General features: G+C 66.0%; 17 protein-coding genes and 1 pseudogene. 11 read left to right on the top strand and 7 right to left on the bottom strand.

Annotation, left to right across the window (positions count from 1 at the left end):
- The first annotated feature begins 78 nt into the window (after positions 1–78).
- From ccmB to AC1VNY_RS29605, 4 genes are all read left to right on the top strand, one after another.
- Positions 79–747, top strand: a complete 669-nt coding sequence (gene ccmB / locus AC1VNY_RS29620; protein WP_482407833.1) for a heme exporter protein CcmB — start codon at positions 79–81, stop codon at positions 745–747.
- 75 nt (positions 748–822) lie between these two features.
- Entirely contained in the window at positions 823–1,614 is a 792-nt protein-coding gene (locus tag AC1VNY_RS29615; RefSeq protein ID WP_482407832.1) for a heme ABC transporter permease, read from the top strand.
- A gap of 4 nt (positions 1,615–1,618) precedes the next feature.
- Positions 1,619–1,798 (top strand): heme exporter protein CcmD, encoded by a 180-nt coding sequence (ccmD, locus tag AC1VNY_RS29610; RefSeq protein WP_482407831.1) that lies wholly within the window; start codon positions 1,619–1,621, stop codon positions 1,796–1,798.
- Positions 1,795–2,388, top strand: coding sequence for a DsbE family thiol:disulfide interchange protein (locus tag AC1VNY_RS29605; protein WP_482407830.1), 594 nt, complete (start codon positions 1,795–1,797; stop codon positions 2,386–2,388). The genes ccmD and AC1VNY_RS29605 overlap by 4 nt, the downstream gene beginning before the upstream one ends.
- A 185-nt stretch (positions 2,389–2,573) precedes the next feature.
- Here AC1VNY_RS29605 and AC1VNY_RS29600 read toward each other — a convergent pair whose 3' ends face one another.
- The gene (locus AC1VNY_RS29600; RefSeq protein WP_482407829.1) at positions 2,574–3,176 is read right to left on the bottom strand and encodes a septation protein A; all 603 of its coding nucleotides are present in this window, start codon (positions 3,174–3,176) and stop codon (positions 2,574–2,576) included.
- Between the two features lie 61 nt (positions 3,177–3,237).
- Entirely contained in the window at positions 3,238–4,185 is a 948-nt protein-coding gene (gene ftsY, locus AC1VNY_RS29595) for a signal recognition particle-docking protein FtsY (RefSeq protein ID WP_482407828.1), read from the bottom strand.
- Positions 4,186–4,234: 49 nt separating this feature from the next.
- Between ftsY and AC1VNY_RS29590 the strand changes: the two genes are divergently transcribed.
- Both AC1VNY_RS29590 and AC1VNY_RS29585 read left to right on the top strand, forming a co-directional pair.
- Positions 4,235–4,936 (top strand): RluA family pseudouridine synthase, encoded by a 702-nt coding sequence (locus tag AC1VNY_RS29590; protein ID WP_482407827.1) that lies wholly within the window; start codon positions 4,235–4,237, stop codon positions 4,934–4,936.
- Positions 4,937–5,041: 105 nt separating this feature from the next.
- On the top strand, positions 5,042–6,181 hold the full coding sequence (locus AC1VNY_RS29585) for a DUF2336 domain-containing protein (protein WP_482407826.1): 1,140 nt from the start codon (positions 5,042–5,044) through the stop codon (positions 6,179–6,181).
- Between the two features lie 143 nt (positions 6,182–6,324).
- Here AC1VNY_RS29585 and AC1VNY_RS29580 read toward each other — a convergent pair.
- From AC1VNY_RS29580 to dapF, 3 genes and pseudogenes are all read right to left on the bottom strand, one after another.
- Positions 6,325–7,311, bottom strand: a pseudogene (locus tag AC1VNY_RS29580) (IS30 family transposase); the annotation flags it as partial.
- A gap of 166 nt (positions 7,312–7,477) precedes the next feature.
- Positions 7,478–8,752 (bottom strand): tRNA (N(6)-L-threonylcarbamoyladenosine(37)-C(2))-methylthiotransferase MtaB, encoded by a 1,275-nt coding sequence (gene mtaB / locus AC1VNY_RS29575; RefSeq protein ID WP_482407825.1) that lies wholly within the window; start codon positions 8,750–8,752, stop codon positions 7,478–7,480.
- Between the two features lie 18 nt (positions 8,753–8,770).
- Complete coding sequence (gene dapF, locus AC1VNY_RS29570; protein WP_482407824.1) at positions 8,771–9,655, bottom strand: diaminopimelate epimerase; 885 nt, start codon at positions 9,653–9,655, stop codon at positions 8,771–8,773.
- 183 nt (positions 9,656–9,838) lie between these two features.
- On the opposite strand from dapF, the gene AC1VNY_RS29565 reads away from it, so the two are divergent.
- Together AC1VNY_RS29565 and AC1VNY_RS29560 are read left to right on the top strand one after the other, a co-directional pair.
- The gene (locus AC1VNY_RS29565) at positions 9,839–10,549 is read left to right on the top strand and encodes a GyrI-like domain-containing protein (protein ID WP_482407823.1); all 711 of its coding nucleotides are present in this window, start codon (positions 9,839–9,841) and stop codon (positions 10,547–10,549) included.
- A gap of 5 nt (positions 10,550–10,554) precedes the next feature.
- Complete coding sequence (locus AC1VNY_RS29560; protein ID WP_482407822.1) at positions 10,555–11,271, top strand: SIMPL domain-containing protein; 717 nt, start codon at positions 10,555–10,557, stop codon at positions 11,269–11,271.
- Between the two features lie 51 nt (positions 11,272–11,322).
- Here the strand turns inward: AC1VNY_RS29560 and AC1VNY_RS29555 are convergent, their stop codons facing one another.
- Complete coding sequence (locus tag AC1VNY_RS29555) at positions 11,323–12,387, bottom strand: MBL fold metallo-hydrolase (protein WP_482407821.1); 1,065 nt, start codon at positions 12,385–12,387, stop codon at positions 11,323–11,325.
- Between the two features lie 450 nt (positions 12,388–12,837).
- On the opposite strand from AC1VNY_RS29555, the gene ffh reads away from it, so the two are divergent.
- The 3 genes from ffh (at position 12,838) to rimM (ending at position 15,355) form a co-directional block, all read left to right on the top strand.
- Entirely contained in the window at positions 12,838–14,385 is a 1,548-nt protein-coding gene (gene ffh, locus AC1VNY_RS29550) for a signal recognition particle protein (RefSeq protein WP_018269389.1), read from the top strand.
- Between the two features lie 85 nt (positions 14,386–14,470).
- Entirely contained in the window at positions 14,471–14,803 is a 333-nt protein-coding gene (gene rpsP / locus AC1VNY_RS29545; protein WP_028340838.1) for a 30S ribosomal protein S16, read from the top strand.
- Between the two features lie 18 nt (positions 14,804–14,821).
- Positions 14,822–15,355, top strand: coding sequence for a ribosome maturation factor RimM (rimM, locus tag AC1VNY_RS29540; protein ID WP_482407820.1), 534 nt, complete (start codon positions 14,822–14,824; stop codon positions 15,353–15,355).
- A 13-nt stretch (positions 15,356–15,368) separates the two neighbouring features.
- On the opposite strand, the gene gcvA is transcribed toward rimM, so the two are convergent.
- On the bottom strand, positions 15,369–16,280 hold the full coding sequence (gcvA, locus tag AC1VNY_RS29535; RefSeq protein WP_482407819.1) for a transcriptional regulator GcvA: 912 nt from the start codon (positions 16,278–16,280) through the stop codon (positions 15,369–15,371).
- Positions 16,281–16,284: the final 4 nt, after the last annotated feature.

Below are 16,284 nucleotides of genomic sequence, written 5' to 3'. Positions count from 1 at the left end.
CCCCCGCAAGGGGGGAGGGAGCGCAGCGAGTGGGCGGCACGATGTGGGTTCACACCGCCACCACAGCAGAGGCGCGGCATGAGCGCGCTGGCTGCATTGATCCGCCGCGACATCCGGATCGCGCTGCGCGTTGGCGGCGGCGCGCTGATCGGCGTGCTGTTCTTCCTCACCGTCACGGTGTTGATGCCCTTCGCGGTCGGGCCGGATCTGGCGCTGCTGTCGCGGCTCGGCCCCGCGATCCTTTGGCTCGGCGCACTGCTGGCGAGTCTGCTCACCCTCGATCGCCTGTTCACGGCCGACCACGAGGACGGCTCGCTCGACCTCATCGTGATGAGCCGGACGTCGCTGGAACTCGCCTGCGCGGCCAAGGCGCTGGCGCATTGGCTCGCCGCCGGCCTGCCCCTGATCGTCGCAACCCCGGTGCTCGGCCTGCTGCTCAATCTCGACGGCACCGCGACGCTTGCGGTCGCCGCCACGCTGCTGGCGGGAACACCGGCGCTGACCTTCACCGGCATGATCGGCGCCGCCCTGGCGGTGACGCTGCATCGCGGCGGGCTATTGCTCGCGGTGCTGGTGCTGCCGCTGTCGATCCCGGTGCTGATCTTCGGCGTTGCGGCCTCGCAGGCGGCGATATCGGGGCCTTTGCCCTTTGGAACACCGTTCTCGATCCTCTGCGCGCTGTCGCTTGCCAGCCTCGTGATCGGCCCCTTTGCCGCCGCCGCGAGCCTGCGGCACGGGCTGGACTGAGATGGAGCCGATCAAATCTCGCCGAGGGGATTTCGGCCAATTGCCTCGTTCACAGCGGACGATTATCAGGGTGCCATGAAGCTGACCGAGACGCTGACCGACCTCGCCAATCCGACCAAGTTTCTGGCGCTGACCGCGCGCGTCCTGCCGTGGCTCGCCGGCGTGACCGCGATCCTGCTCGCGATCGGGCTCTACCAGTCGGCGATGGCGCCCGACGACTACCAGCAGGGCGCCACGGTCAAGATCATGTTCATCCACGTGCCGAATGCGTGGCTGTCGATGTTCGTCTGGGGCGTCATGAGCGTGGCCGCGCTCGGCACCCTGGTGTGGCGGCATCCGCTCGCTGACGTCGCCGCGAAGGCCGCCGCGCCGATCGGCGCCGCCTTCACCTTCCTCGCGCTCGTCACCGGCTCGCTGTGGGGCCGGCCGATGTGGGGCACCTATTGGGAGTGGGATGCGCGCCTGACCTCGGTCTTGATCCTGTTCCTGATGTATCTCGGCCTGATGGCGCTGTGGCGCGCGGTGGAAGACCCGTCGCGGGCGGCGCGTGCGGCGGCGGTGCTGACCCTGGTCGGCGCGATCAACATTCCGATCATCAAGTTCTCGGTCGACTGGTGGAACACGCTGCATCAGCCGGCCTCCGTGCTCCGGATGGGTGGATCGGCGCTCGACAAGGCGTTCCTGTGGCCGCTCCTGGTGATGGCGATCGCGTTTTCGCTGCTGTTCATCACCTTGCACCTGGCGGCGATGCGCAACGAGATCCTGCGCCGGCGCGTGCGCAGCCTGCAGATGATGCAGGCCAGCCGCGTCTCGTTCACGACTGGTTCGCGCGAGCAAAACGCGTCAAACGAAATTGGAGCGGCGTGACACGATGGCGCTTGGTCCCTACGCCTCCTTCATCGTGATGTCCTACGCGCTGGTCGCGGCGGTCGTGCTGCTGTTGATCGTCTGGATCATCGCCGACTATCGCCGGCAACAGGCGCGTCTCAGGGAGATCGAGGCCAGCGGCGTGACGCGCCGCTCCGGCCGCAGTGCGGCGGACATCAGATGAGCGATCAGGCGACCAACGGCCCGCCGCAAGCCCGCCGCCTGCTGGTGGTGCTGCCGCTGCTGATCTTCCTCGGCCTCGCCGGGCTGTTCCTGCTGCGGCTCTATGGCGGCGATCCCTCGAAAATCCCGTCGGCGCTGATCGGCCGGCCGGCGCCGCAGACCGCCCTGCCCGCGCTCGACAGCCTGGTGCGGGACGGCGCGCCGGTCCCCGGTCTCGATCCCGCCGCCTTCAAGGGCAAGGTCTCGGTCGTCAATGTCTGGGCGTCGTGGTGCGTGCCGTGTCACGATGAGGCGCCGCTGCTGACCGAGCTCGGCAAGGACAAGCGCTTCCAGATCATCGGCATCAACTACAAGGACTCGCCCGAGAACGCCCGGCGCTTCCTCGGCCGCTACGGCAATCCGTTCGGCATCGTCGGCGTCGACGGCAACGGCCGGGCCTCGATCGAATGGGGCGTTTATGGCGTGCCCGAAACCTTCCTGGTCGGGCGCGAGGGCACCATCGTCTACAAGCTGGTCGGCCCGGTGACCCCGGACAACGTCAACAGCGTGCTCAAGCCCGAGATCGAGAAGGCGCTCGCGGCGGGCAGTTAGCCACAGCGGCTTCTTGGCCCTCACCTCTCCCCGTTCTTTACGGGGAGAGGTCGAAATTCGCGCGAAGCGGGAATTTCGGGTGAGGGCCTTTGACGGTGTTGTCACAAACTCCGAGCCTATCCGTGGAGAGACCCCTCACCCCAACCCTCTCCCCGCAAGAGCGGGGCGAGGGAGCAGAGTGCCGATCACCCCTTCCGCACGTCGCCCGCGTCGGCCTCGCTCGCCTCCAGCGAGACCGGCTCGAGGTGATAGCGCTTGGTCAGCGGCATCTGGGCGATGGCGAAGATCATGGTCAGCGGCGTCACGCCGAACACCTTGAAGTTCACCCAGAAATCCGTGGTCTGCGTGCGCCAGACGAGCTCGTTGAGAACCGCCATGCCGGCAAAGAACAGCGCCCAGCGCATGGTGAGGATGCGCCAGCCCTGCGGCGTCAGGTTGAACACCTGGTCGAACATGATGGCGATGAAGGACCGGCCGAAGAAGAGCCCGCCGCCGAGCACGGCCGCGAACAGGCCATAGATGATGGTCGGCTTGAGCTTGATGAAGGTCTCGTCGTGCAGCACCAGCGTCAGGGTGCCGAACACAAGGACGATCGCGCCGGTCACCAGCGCCATGATCGGCACGTGCCTCGTCACCACATAGGATGCGATCATCGCGGCCACGATCGCCACCATGAACGCAGCCGTGGCGACGAACAGATGGTACTTCGCGTTGGCGATAAAGAACACGAGCAGCGGCCCGAGTTCGGTCGCCAGCTTGAACAGCGGATGCGGCTGGGTCTTGTCCATCAACTCTCTACTTTGATTTGAGGCACGACCCGATCCGAAAACCGGTGTCCACTTTTCGGGGTCATACCTCGATTCCAGCAATTGCCTTGGCAAAATCCTTCGCCGTGAAGGGCGCGAGGTCCTCGACGCCTTCGCCGACGCCGATGAAATGCACCGGCAGCTTGTGCTTCTCCGACAGCGCGACAAGGATGCCGCCGCGCGCCGTACCGTCAAGCTTGGTCATTACGAGCCCGGTGACGCCTGCCGTACGATGAAACGCCTCGACTTGCGACAACGCATTTTGTCCCACCGTGGCGTCGAGCACGAGCAGCACCGCGTGCGGCGCCGACGCATCGACCTTCCTGATGACGCGCACGACCTTTTCGAGCTCGTTCATCAGCTCGGACTTGTTCTGCAGGCGGCCGGCGGTGTCGATCAGCAGCACGTCGCGCTGCTGCTCCTTCGCCGCGGTCAGCGCGCTGAAGGCAAGGCTCGCCGAATCCGCCCCCTGGGCGCCGGCGATGACCGGAGACTTGGTGCGCTCGCCCCAGACCTTGAGCTGCTCGATCGCCGCGGCGCGGAAGGTGTCGCCGGCGGCCAGCATGACCTTGCGGCCCTCGGCGGAGAATTTCGCCGCCAGCTTGCCGATCGTCGTGGTCTTGCCGGAGCCGTTGACGCCGACTACCAGGATGACAAACGGCTTTTTCGCGGCATCGATCTCGAGCGGCTTCGCCACCGGCGACAGCACTTTCTCGACCTCGGTCGCGACGACGTCCTTGACCTCGTCGGCCGAGATCGCCTTGTCGTAGCGCCCTTTGCCGACAGCCTCGGCAATGCGGACCGCGACATCGGTACCGAGATCGGCGCGCAGCAGCACATCCTCGATGTCATCGAGCATGGCCGAATCGAGCTTGCGCTTGGTGACGAGGTCGGCGACTGCGGTCCCGATCGAACTCGAGGTCCGCTTCAGGCCGCCCTTCAGCCGCTGCCACCAGCTCTGTTTTGGAGTTCCCGCAGTGGTATCGTTCATGGCGCGGACGTGTTAGCCGTTTCGGCCCATAAACGAAAGTCTCGACGAATTGATCGATGTTCCCCAATTGACCGCGGAAGAAATCCTGGGCCGCGTGCTCCACCGCGACGGGCTGATGCTGGTGATCGACAAGCCGGCCGGTCTGCCGGTGCATCGCGGCCCGAAGGGCGGGCCCAATCTGGAGGCCTCGTTCGACGCGTTGCGGTTCGGCCTGCCGCGGCCGCCGGTGCTGGCGCATCGGCTTGACAAGGACACGTCCGGCTGCCTCGTCCTGGGACGCCACCGCAAGGCAACCGCCTCGCTCGGGCTGTTGTTCAAGCACAGCAAGATTGCGAAGACCTATTGGACCGTGGTCGAGGGCGGCCCCGCCGAGGATGAAGGCACCATCGACATCCCGCTCGGCCGGCTCAACGCCGAGCGCGGCTGGTGGCAGAAGCCGGACCCGGACGGCCAGAAGGCGATCACCAACTGGAAGGTGCTGGGGCGTGGCGACGGCCTCACCTGGCTCGCGATGGAGCCGGTCACCGGCCGCACCCATCAGCTGCGGGTGCATTCGGCGGCGATGGGCTGGCCAATCGTCGGCGACAATATCTATGGCAACGGCCCGCGCTTCGGCGAACCGACCTTGCATCTGCATTCCCGCGAGATCGGCATCCCGATCTCCAGGAACAAGGACCCGGTGCATGTGGTCGCGCCGGCGCCCGAACACATGCGGGAGCGGCTCAAGGCCTGCGGCTGGAACGGGCAGTAGCCTCCGTGATTTTACGGAGAATTATCCTTTACGGAACATTCAGGCCCATCGGATAGTCCTGCAGGCGGCTTAGAAAAAGCGCGCCGCGACGGCTCAGGACGAGCAATGCTGAATGATGGGCAAGCAATTGTCGACGAGGTCGAGGCTGCGATACGCGCCGGCTCCGCCGATAAATGCCTGGCCACGGCAAGGCGCGTCACCAGCCTTTTCCTCGCATCCGCCGGCAAGTTCAACAGCGAACAGATCGAGCTGTTCGACAACGTGCTCGAGCGTCTGGTGAAGACCATCGAGTTGCGCGCGCTCGCCGACATCAGCGCCCGGATGGCGCTCACCGACATCAGCGAGCAGCTCGCACCGGTCGCCCAGGCACCGCCCGCGATCATTCGCCGTCTCGCCAGCAATGACGAGATCAGGATCGCGCGGCCGATCCTGCAGGAATCGTCGCGGCTCAGCGCCGACGACCTCGTCGAGATCGCACGGACCAAGAGCGAGCAGCATCTGCTCGCTGTCGCCGGCCGCTGGTGGCTGAAGGAGGTCGTCACCGACGCGCTCCTGGCGCGTCGCTTCGCGAGCGTGAGCCACCGCCTGGTCAGCAATCCCGGCGCCAAAGTATCGCCGGGCGGATTTGCCGTCATCCTCGCACAGGCCGAGCACGATCCGGTCCTCGCAGTCGAGACCGGCATTCGCGCGGACCTGCCGTCGGAGCTCCGACTTCAGCTCCTGCGCCGCGCAACGGAAGAGGTTCGCGGCCGTCTGCTGGAACGCGCCCCACCCTATCTGTTCGAAGAGATCCGGCACGCGATCGCGGCGGTCGCCGCCGGCGTCGAGCGCGATATGTCGCAGGTCCGCGACTTCACCGCGGCCAAGCGCCATGTCGCGAAGCTGAAGGACGACGGCGAGCTCAACGAAACTTCGCTGCTCGGTTTCGCCAGGCAGCGCAAATATGAAGAGACCATTGTTGCGCTGGCGGATCTTGCGCGGTCTAACATCGAGGTGATCCGTTCCCTGATGCAAAGCCTGCGCAGCGAAGGCCTGCTGGTGCCGTGCCGGGCGGCAGGCCTGAGTTGGGAGACCACCGCAGCGGTGATAGAATGTCGCTATACCACCGGCTCCATGGGACCGGTCGAGCTCGCCCACGCGAAGAGCCAGTTCACCAAATTGACCCGCGAAAACGCCGATCGCCTGCTGCGGTTCTGGCAGGTTCGCGCGTCGCAGCCGGCAAGGCCGGGCGCGCGCACGCACTGAGTGCGTCATGCACGATGCGCATGTAGAGATTCAACCTGTCAAATAGCTCGTTCAGTATCATCACATGCGAAATGCAGGTGATCCGCTGCTCCGGAGGCGCCATGCGCGGCTCCCCACATTCGTCGTCCTGGCGAAAGCCAGGAGGTGGATTCACATTCGAAGTGCGACACTTGAGCAAAGGACTCGGCAGGCGTGCGGTAGTCAAGGCATTTGCGCGGGGTGTTGTTGTAGGCGGCGATGAACTGACGCAATCTGGCGGCCGGGAGGGTTAGGAGATCCGTCTTGCGGGGAATAAAGCGGCGCATCCTGCCGATGCCGTTCTCGATGCCGCCCTTCTGCCAGGGAGCATGGGGATCGCAGAAGAAGGTCTCGATCGAGAGGCGGTGCAGCGCCAGGTGACCGGCGAACTCGGTGCCGTTGTCGAAGGTAACGCTCTGGCGCAGCTCTTGGGGAAGGGTCGCGAAGAAGCCCACGAGATGGCGGGCGACACCGCGCGCGACCTTGCTGGCAAGGCGGATGCCGAGCAGCAGACGCGAGCTGCGCTCGTGCACGGTCAGCACGGCCTGACCGTATTTCGAGAACATCATCAGGTCGGCCTCCCAGTGTCCGGGCACGCTGCGGTCGGCCACTTCGAGCGGCCGATTTGCCAAGGATACACGGCCTTCGATGAAGCTTGCGGGGCTGCCGCCCCGCTTGCCGCGGCAGCCGCGCCTGCTCTTGGCGCGCGGCAGATGGCGCCGCCAGTTGAAATCCGTGGTGCGCCTGAGTTGGGCATAGATGAAGCGGTAGATGGTCTCGTGGGAGATCACCTTGCGCCCGTACTCGCGGGCCAGCCGGCCAGCGACCTGCTCGGGCGACCAGCCGCGGCGAAGGCGTTCCAACACCGCGCGGCGCAGGCCGGGCTCCCGTTCGAGGCGTCCGCCCGTCCAGCGCCGCGCTCGCATCCGGTGCTGGGCATAGCTCGGCTTGTAGCCGACCTGGCTCCCCCGATTGCGCCTCAGTTCCCGAGAGATCGTTGATGGCGAGCGATCCAGAGCTGCCGCGATTTGCCGGACCGAGCTGCCATTGGCCGATAGGCAGGCAATCTCGCATCGGTCGTCCAGAGAGAGCTGCTTGTAAGTCCGCCCCATGGCAACACCTCCTCAAGGAAGTGTTGCACTTCGTTTGTGAACTCAGGGGACCCATAACCACCGCCTTGGGTGGCTGTGCGAGATCGCGGCCCCGCGTCGCGCAACAATTGAGATTTGGGGTAATGGGTCCCGGCCTGCGCCGGGACGACAATGGGAGCGAACTTTCTCAGCAGCCCGATGCAATGAGCCGCGCACCGTCATGGCCGCGGATAGTCATCGCGCGCACCATGCCCGGCACATCTCTCTCGATCGCGACCGGCAGGAAGTGCTCGGTGCGGCCTTGCCGCTCGCTTTCAATCAGCACCTCGCGCGTCGCGCCGGCTTCCGCATCGAGCCGGCGCAGCAGCGCGGCTTCGCCTGCCGTGCGCAGCCGCCTGGCGCGCTCCTTGATCGCGCCGCCCTCGACCTGCGGCATCCGCGCGGCCGGCGTGCCCGGACGCCGCGAATAGGGAAACACATGCAGGAAGGTGAGATCGCATTCCTCGACCAGGTCGAGCGAACGCGCAAACATTTCCTCGGTCTCGGTCGGGAAGCCCGCGATGATGTCGGCGCCGAGAGCGATGTCCGGCCGCAGCCGGCGGACCTGCGCGCAGAAATCGATCGCGTCCTGACGTGAATGCCGGCGCTTCATCCGCTTCAGGATCATGTCGTCGCCGGACTGCAACGACAGATGCAGATGCGGCATCAGCCGCGCATCGTCGGCGATGACATCGAGCAGGTCGCGATCCGCCTCGATCGAATCGATCGACGAGATGCGCAGCCGCTTCAGCGCGGGCACATGGCGCAGGATCTGCCGGGTCAACTGGCCGAGTTTCGGCGCGCCCGGCAGGTCGGCGCCATAGCTCGTGAGATCGACGCCTGTCAGCACGATCTCGGCATGGCCGCGCTCGACCAGCGCGCGGACCTGATCGACCACCGCGCCCATCGGCACCGAGCGCGAATTGCCGCGGCCGTAGGGAATAATGCAGAAGGTGCAGCGATGATCGCAGCCGTTCTGCACCTGCACGAATACGCGAGGCAGGCCGCGCTCGAAGCCGTCGAGCAGATGCGGCGCCATCTCGGTCACCGCCATGATGTCGGCGACCGCGACCTTTTCGCTCGCATCGATGCCGAACGGCGCCTCGAATGCTGAACGTGTCGCGCGCCACGCCTCGCCGCGCATCTTCTCGTTATTGCCGACGACGCGATCGACCTCGGCCATCTCGGCGAACATCTGGCTTTGCGTCTGCGCCGCACAACCGGTGACGACGATGCGCGCATGCGGGCGTTGGCGTTTCAACTTGCGGATCGACTGCCGCGCCTGCGCCACCGCCTCGTTGGTGACGGCGCAACTGTTGATGACGATGGCATCGGTAAGCCCGGCCTGCTCCGCCTCGCGCCTGATCACCTCGGATTCAAATGAATTGAGGCGGCAGCCAAAGGTGACGACATCGACGCCCATAACCGATCTCACGCCCGATCAGGCGACGCTGGCGAACAGCGCCGGATCGAAGCGGCCCTCATATTCGAAATCGGCGGTGCCGGTCATCAGCACGTGATCGTCGCGCTCGCGCCACTCGATGCCGAGCTTGCCGCCGGGCAGCGTGATCTCGACGCTGCGATTGGCACGCTTCAGCCGCGCCGCCGCGACCGCCGTCGCGCAGGCCGCCGAGCCGCACGCTTTGGTGAGGCCGGCGCCGCGCTCCCAGGTGCGGATCGTGATGTGGTCGCGATCGACGATATGGGCCAGCGTGATGTTAGCGCGCTCCGGGAAGATCGGATGGTTTTCCAGCAGCGGGCCGAAACGCTCGAGGTCGTAGGCATTGACGTCATCGACCCAGAAGATCGCATGCGGATTGCCCATCGAGACCACCGAGGGCGAATGCAGCACCGGATTGTCGATCGGCCCGACCTGGAGCTCGATGTAGCGGGTGTCGCGAAATTCCTCAGCCAGCGGAATGTCCTGCCAGCCGAACTTCGGCGCGCCCATGTCGACGGTGTAGAGATCGGGCGCCGGACCCTGCCAGCAATTGAGCAGGCCGGCGCGGGTCTGGAACGTCGCTGATGTCTGGCCGGTCTTCTCGAAGATCCGCCGCACCACGCAACGCATGCCGTTGCCGCAGGCCCCGGCCTCGGAGCCGTCATTGTTGTAGATCGAGATGAACGCTTCGGTGCCGTCGAGCCGCGACGGCTGCAGCACCATCAGCTGGTCATAGGGCACGCCGGCCGGCGAAGCCACGGCGCGCGCCTCCGCCGCCGAAACCTGTGCCCGACCTTGTGCCTCTGAATCGCGCAGGTCGACGACGACGATCTCGTTGCCGATGCCGTTCATCTTGGCGAATGCGTGATTGGCGAGCGCGCTCATCGATTTTCCCAAATTCTGCCCGGTTATATGGCGAGTGATGGCCCGTTAGCCAGCCTGAATAGCCCCATGACACATCTGTCATGGGACGAATGCAGAACTTGCGTGTTAGGAATATCGCACCTCGCGGACCGCGCGCCGGGACAGATCGAGCGGCCGTTTGAGGAAGGGGATGGAGAATAACCAATGAACCGTATCAACACGCTCCGCGCGGCCCTTGTCGCGATGCTGCCCTTGGCCGCGATCGCACTGGCAAGCCCGGCCCCTGCCCAGTCGCCGTCAGCCTCGCCCGCTCCCGCAGTGAGCCCAAGCCCGACCCCGGCGCCTGCACCATCGGCGACGCCGGTGCCCCCGCCGGCCGAGACCAAGTCGCCGGCCGACAGCCCGGCCGCAGCGCAGACCCCGGCGCCGGCGCCGGCCGCCCCGGTGCAGACCGCCGATCCCTTCGGCGAGCCGTTCACGCTGGAGCCGAAGAAGGTCGTGATGCTGAAGGGCACGGCCAATTGGGATTCCGCCTTCGACGCCCTGATCGAGGCGTTCAAGCAGCTCACCGCACTGCTCGACAAGGACGGCGTCAAGGCAGCGGGCAATCCGATGATCGTCTACACCTCGACCGACGACACCGGCTTCACCTTCATCGCCGAGATCCCGGTCGATCAGGACGTCAAGAACCTCGGCAAGAACATGAGCATGGGCAATTCGCCCGACGGCAAGGCGCTGAAGTTCGTCCATCGCGGTTCCTACGACAACATGGACAACACCTATGAGGCGATCACCAATCACCTCGATGACAAGAAGCTCGAAGCCAAGGACACCTTTATCGAGGAATACATCACCGATCCGCTGAAGACCGCGGAGGACAAGCTTGTGATCAACGTCTACGTACCCCTGAAGTGAGCCAGATGACCCACCGTCTCCCCTTCGCCGCCTCCCTGATCGCGACCACGCTGCTGGCTGCGCCCGTACTGGCCAATGACGACTTTCCGCCGGCGATTTCGGTCACCGGCGAGGCGACCGTGTCGGCGCCGCCCGACCAGGCGCAGCTCGACGCCGGCGTCACCACCGACGCCAAGACCGCACGCGAAGCCGCCGAAGCCAACAATGTGGCGATGGGCAAGGTGCTGGCCGCGCTGAAGGGCGCCGGGATCGCGGAGAAGGACTTTCAGACCTCGCGGCTGTCGCTGCAGCCGCAATTCGCGAGCCGCACACCGTCGTCGCCGAACGCCCCGCCCAGCATCGTCGGTTACCACGCGAGCAATCGCGTCACGATCAGGCTGCACGATGTGAGCAAGGTCGCCAGCGTCATCGACGTGCTGGTCGGCGCCGGCGCCAACGATATCGGCGGGCTCAATTTCTCGGTGTCGCAGGCCTCGAAGCTGCTCGACGACGCCCGCGAGAAGGCGATCGCCGACGCCCGCCGCAAGGCGGAGATCTACGCCAAGGCCGCCGGCGTCACGCTCGGCGCACCCGTGAACATCGCGGAGGTCGGCTCGGCGCCGGTACCGGTGTTCCGTCCCAAGATGGCCACGGCAGGCTTCGCCGCGCCGACGCCGGTGGCGCAGGGCGAGGAAACGCTGACGGTCAATGTCAGCGTCTCCTGGGCGATCAAGGAGAAGTAGCGATTGTCGTCCCGGCGAAGGCCGGGACGACAACTCAATCCCAAACAGCGTTCAAATCTCGAACACCTGCCCGGGCTTCAACGTCAGAAACTTCTCGCGCGGGACCTTGGCTGCGTCGAGCGCTTCGCCAAGCGCGATCGCGGGCGCGTCGATTGCCTCGTCGGTCAATTGGAATGTGCCGTGGTGATGCGCCAGCGCTTGCGCCGCGCCGCAATCGGCCAGCGCCTTCACCGCATCCTCCGGATTCATGTGCTGGTCGCGCATGAACCAGCGCGGCTCATAGGCGCCGATCGGCAGGATCGCGAGCCTGAGCGGGCCATGCGCCTCGGCCACCCGGCGGAAATGTCCCCCGTCGCCGTAGCCGGAATCGCCGACGATGTAGAGCTTGCCGGCCGGCGTCTCCAAAACAAAACTCGCCCACAGCGCCTTGTTGCGATCGAACAGCCCCCGCGCCGACCAGTGCCGCGTCGGAACCAGCGTCGCGGCAAGGCCATTGCCGAGCTCGACGCGCTGATGCCAGTCGAACGCCTCGGCTTTGATCGCGGCATCGGATTCGCGCATCGTGACGTCGTTGCCGAGCGGCGTGATCACGCGAGGACCAAATGCCCCCGCAAGTTTCGACAGCGTCGCGACGTCGAGATGGTCGTAATGGCCGTGCGACACCAGCACGACATCGATCCTGGGCAGGTTCTCGAATGCGATGCCGGGATCGTTGTGCCGCTTCGGCCCGGCGAAGCTGAACGGTGAGGCACGCAGCGACCAGACCGGATCGAACAGGATGTTGAGGCCCGCGGTCTGGATCAGCCAGCTGGCATGGCCGACGAAGCAGAGCCGCACCTTGTCGCCCTCGACGCGGGGCGGCGGCGTATCGGCATGGGGGCTCGGCGCCCATTCCGGCCAGACCGCGCGCTGCCGGCCGCCCCCGAACTGCCAGCGCAGCACCTCACCAAGCGATTTCGGCGGCGAGCCGTCCGGATCGAAGAAGTGCAGGCCGTCGAAATGATCGGAGACGGGGCCGTCGTAGGTTTTCATGTAGATCATCCAGATCGAGGGCACGCCGATCGCAGCGGCGGCTCCGGTCAAGGTTGCAAGAAGGAGGCGGCGGGTGATCAGCACGCGGGTTCCGGAATAGGAGGCAGGCTCCGGTTATATGGGTGGCGGCAGCGAATTCGGAACCAAGACGGCAAATCGACGTGATTTCAGGACCTTACTGTCCAGACCGAGCGGATTTCAGCGAAACTTTCCTTGACTTTGCCTGCCCGGCGGCGTTTAACGCGGCCACTTTCTCGGAAAGCTCCGTCTTTTCGACCCGCCGACTGGTCCTGGAGGCCAGAGGCCAACGCCCGACAGCGCGATGCGCCCTCGGGCGCGAAAGTGTTTGGACCATCGTCTTGGCACCGTGCCGAGGCAAACTATCTGGTCATCACCCGCGAAAGCGGGTGATCCAGTATCCCAGAGGCACCTCGGATTGAACCGGGAGGCCGCGGCGTACTGGATACCCCGCTTTCGCGGGGTATGACGAGAAACGGGTGACCGCGCTCACGGGCGCAACGAAGGACAACGGCATTGTTCGACAATCTGTCGGAACGGCTTGGTGGCATTCTCGATCGTCTGACGGGGCGCGGTGCGCTGACCGAAAAGGACGTCGATGCCGCGATGCGCGAGGTGCGCCGCGCGCTGCTCGAAGCCGACGTCGCGCTCGAGGTGGTCCGCAGCTTCATCGACCGGGTCCGCGAGCAGGCGATCGGCGCCACCGTCGTCAAGTCGGTGACGCCGGGCCAGATGGTGGTGAAGATCGTCCATGACGAACTCGTCGCCACGCTCGGTTCCGACGGCCAGACCATCGATATCAACTCCGTGCCGCCGGTGCCGATCATGATGGTCGGATTGCAAGGCTCTGGTAAGACCACCACCACCGCGAAGCTCGCGCGCCGCATGGTCCAGCGCGACAAGCGCAAGGTGCTGATGGCCTCGCTCGACGTCTACCGCCCGGCGGCGATGGAGCAGCTCGCGGTGCTCGGCCGCGACCTCGACATTCCGACGCTGCCGATCGTCGCCGGCCAGATGCCGCCGCAGATCGCAAGGCGCGCGCTAGAGGCCGGTAAGCTCGGCGGCTACGACGTCGTGCTGCTCGACACCGCCGGCCGCACCACGCTCGACGAAGACATGATGAAGGAGGCGGCCGAGATCAAAGCCGCCGCCAACCCGCACGAAGTGTTGCTGGTCGCGGATAGCCTCACCGGCCAGGACGCGGTCAACCTCGCGCGCTCGTTCGACGAGCGCGTCGGCCTCACCGGCATCGTGCTGACGCGCGTAGACGGCGACGGCCGCGGCGGCGCGGCGCTGTCGATGCGCGCCGTCACCGGCAAGCCGATCAAGCTGATCGGCACCGGCGAAAAGACCGACGCGCTGGAGGACTTCCATCCGAACCGCATCGCCGGCCGCATCCTCGGCATGGGCGACGTGGTCTCGCTGGTCGAGAAGGCCGCCGCCAATATCGACGCCGAGAAGGCCGCGCGCACCGCCGAGCGGATGCGCAAGGGTCAGTTCGACCTCAACGACATGCGCGAACAGCTGCAGCAGATGGCCAATATGGGCGGCATCGGCGGCCTGATGGGCATGATGCCCGGCATCTCCAAGATGAAGAACCAGATCGCGGCGGCCGGCATCGACGACAAGATATTAAAGCGCCAGGTCGCGATCATCGATTCGATGACGCGGCAGGAGCGCAAGAACCCGGACATCCTGAAGGCGAGCCGCAAGAAGCGCATCGCGGCGGGTGCCGGCCAGAGCGTCGAGCACGTCAACAAGCTCTTGAAGATGCACCGGAACATGGCCGACATGATGAAGGCCATGGGAAGCGGCAAGCGCGGCCCGCTCGCCGGCATCGCACAGGCGATGGGATTCGGCGGCGGCATGAAGCCGCCCTCGGCCGAGGAGATGAAGGCGCTCGCCGAGAAGATGCAGGGCGGCGCCGGCGGCGGCCTGCCCAATCTGCCGAAGGATTTGCCGGCCGGCCTGCGCGGCGGCCTGCCGAACGTGCCGGGCCTGACCGGCCTTTCCGGCAAGCCGATGCTGCCGGGCCTCGGCGGCTTCCCGGGCAAGAAGAAATGAGGAATTCGTCGCGACGGCTCACACGCGGCCGGCGCGACGCGGAATGCCAATCAATCGAACACATCGACCTTTGAAGGAGAACTGAATGTCCGTTGTTATCCGCCTCGCTCGCGCAGGCACCAAGAAGCGTCCGGTCTATCACGTCGTCGTCGCCGACTCGCGCTTCCCGCGCGATGGCCGCTTCATCGAGCGTCTCGGCCACTTCAATCCGCTGCTGCCGAAGGACAACGAGTCGCGCCTGAAGCTCGACATGGACAAGGTGAAGGCCTGGCTCGCCAAGGGCGCGCAGCCGTCGGATCGCGTGACCCGCTTCCTCGATGCCGCCGGCGTCGTGAAACGCACCGCGCGCAACAACCCCGAGAAGGCTGTGCCGCGCAAGGAGCGCAAGGCGCAGGCCGAAGCCGCCGCCAAGGCTTAAGGCTGAACGGCGACCACGGTGGCTGCACCGGTCTGTGTCGCCCGTATCGGCGCTGCGCATGGTGTGCGCGGCGCCGTCAGGCTTTGGACCTTCACCGAAGATCCGCTGGCCGTGAAGGAGTACGGCCCGCTGATGACCAAGGACGGCACGCGCCAGTTCGAGGTCACGCATGTGCGCGAGGCCAAGGACCATCTGGTGGTGACGCTGAAGGGCGTCGCCAGCCGCGATGACGCCGAACGGCTCAACGGCCTCGAGCTCTACGTTCCGCGCGACCGGCTGCCGGACACCGACGACGGCGAGTACTACCACACCGATTTGATCGGGCTCGCCGCGGTGACGACGACGGACCAGCCGCTCGGCAAGGTGATCGCGATCCATAATTTCGGCGCCGGCGACATTATCGAGATCGCCCCGCCGCAGGGCGCGACGATGCTGCTGCCCTTCACCAATGCCGTGGTGCCGACTGTCGATCTCGACGGCGGCCGCGTGGTGATCGACCTGCCCAAGGAGATCGACGGTGAGATCGATGGCGACGATCCGTCGGCCGCCTGATCAAGAATACCTTTCAGCCTTTCATCCGGCCCTGCTGCTCGAGCCAGTCGCAGAACACCGCACTGTGCGGATCGTTGCTGCGGCCCGCCGGAAAATACGCAAAGTAGCTCCGCGCCGGCAGGCTGACATCCGGAAACGGCGTCACCAGGCGCCCGGCCGCAAGATCGTCTGCGATCAGCGCGGTCGGTCCCATCGCAACGCCGAGACCATCGAGCGCGGCCTGGATCGTCAGATAGAAGTGATCGAAGGTCAGCGCGGCCGCCGGCTCCAGCGCGGATTGCCCGGCCTCGGTCAGCCAGTCGCGCCACAGCCGCGGCATCGACGTGACATGCAGCAGCGTGTGCCTGGAGAGATCCGCGACCTCATTAAGCGGCAGCTGCGCTGATAGCGACGGACTGCACACCGGCAATCTCCGCTCCGACACCAGGAAGCGTGACGAGAAGCCGTGGAAGGTGTCGGGGCCACCGCGGATCACGACGTCGAATGGTTCAGGCAGCGCATCAACCGGATCGTTCGACGTGCTCAGGCGCACCTCGATATCGGGATGCTCGGCGCGAAACCGGCTCATCCGCGGCAGCAGCCAGCGCAGGCTGAAGGTCGCGAGCGCATTGACGCGCAACACCGCGACCGCCAGATCGCCGCGCCGCTCGCGATGCTGCTGCACGGCGGCGGAAATCCGGTCGAGCGCGGGCGCGAACTCCGCCAGCAATGCCGCGCCTGCCGGCGTCAACACCACGCGCCGCACCGATCGCCGAAACAACGACGGCGCGCCCAGCCATTCCTCGAGCAGGCGGATCTGCTGACTGACCGCGCCATGGGTCACGCTGAGCTCGGCGGCGGCCTCCTTGAAGCTGCCGAGCCGTGCGGCGGCCTCGAAGGCGCGGACCGCATTGAGCGGCGGCAGGCTGCGGCGTGGGACGAACATTGAC

It is taken from the genome of Bradyrhizobium ferriligni (genome assembly GCF_056837965.1).
Note: the sequence above shows the minus strand (reverse complement) of the source record. Positions and strands in the feature narration are given on the sequence as shown.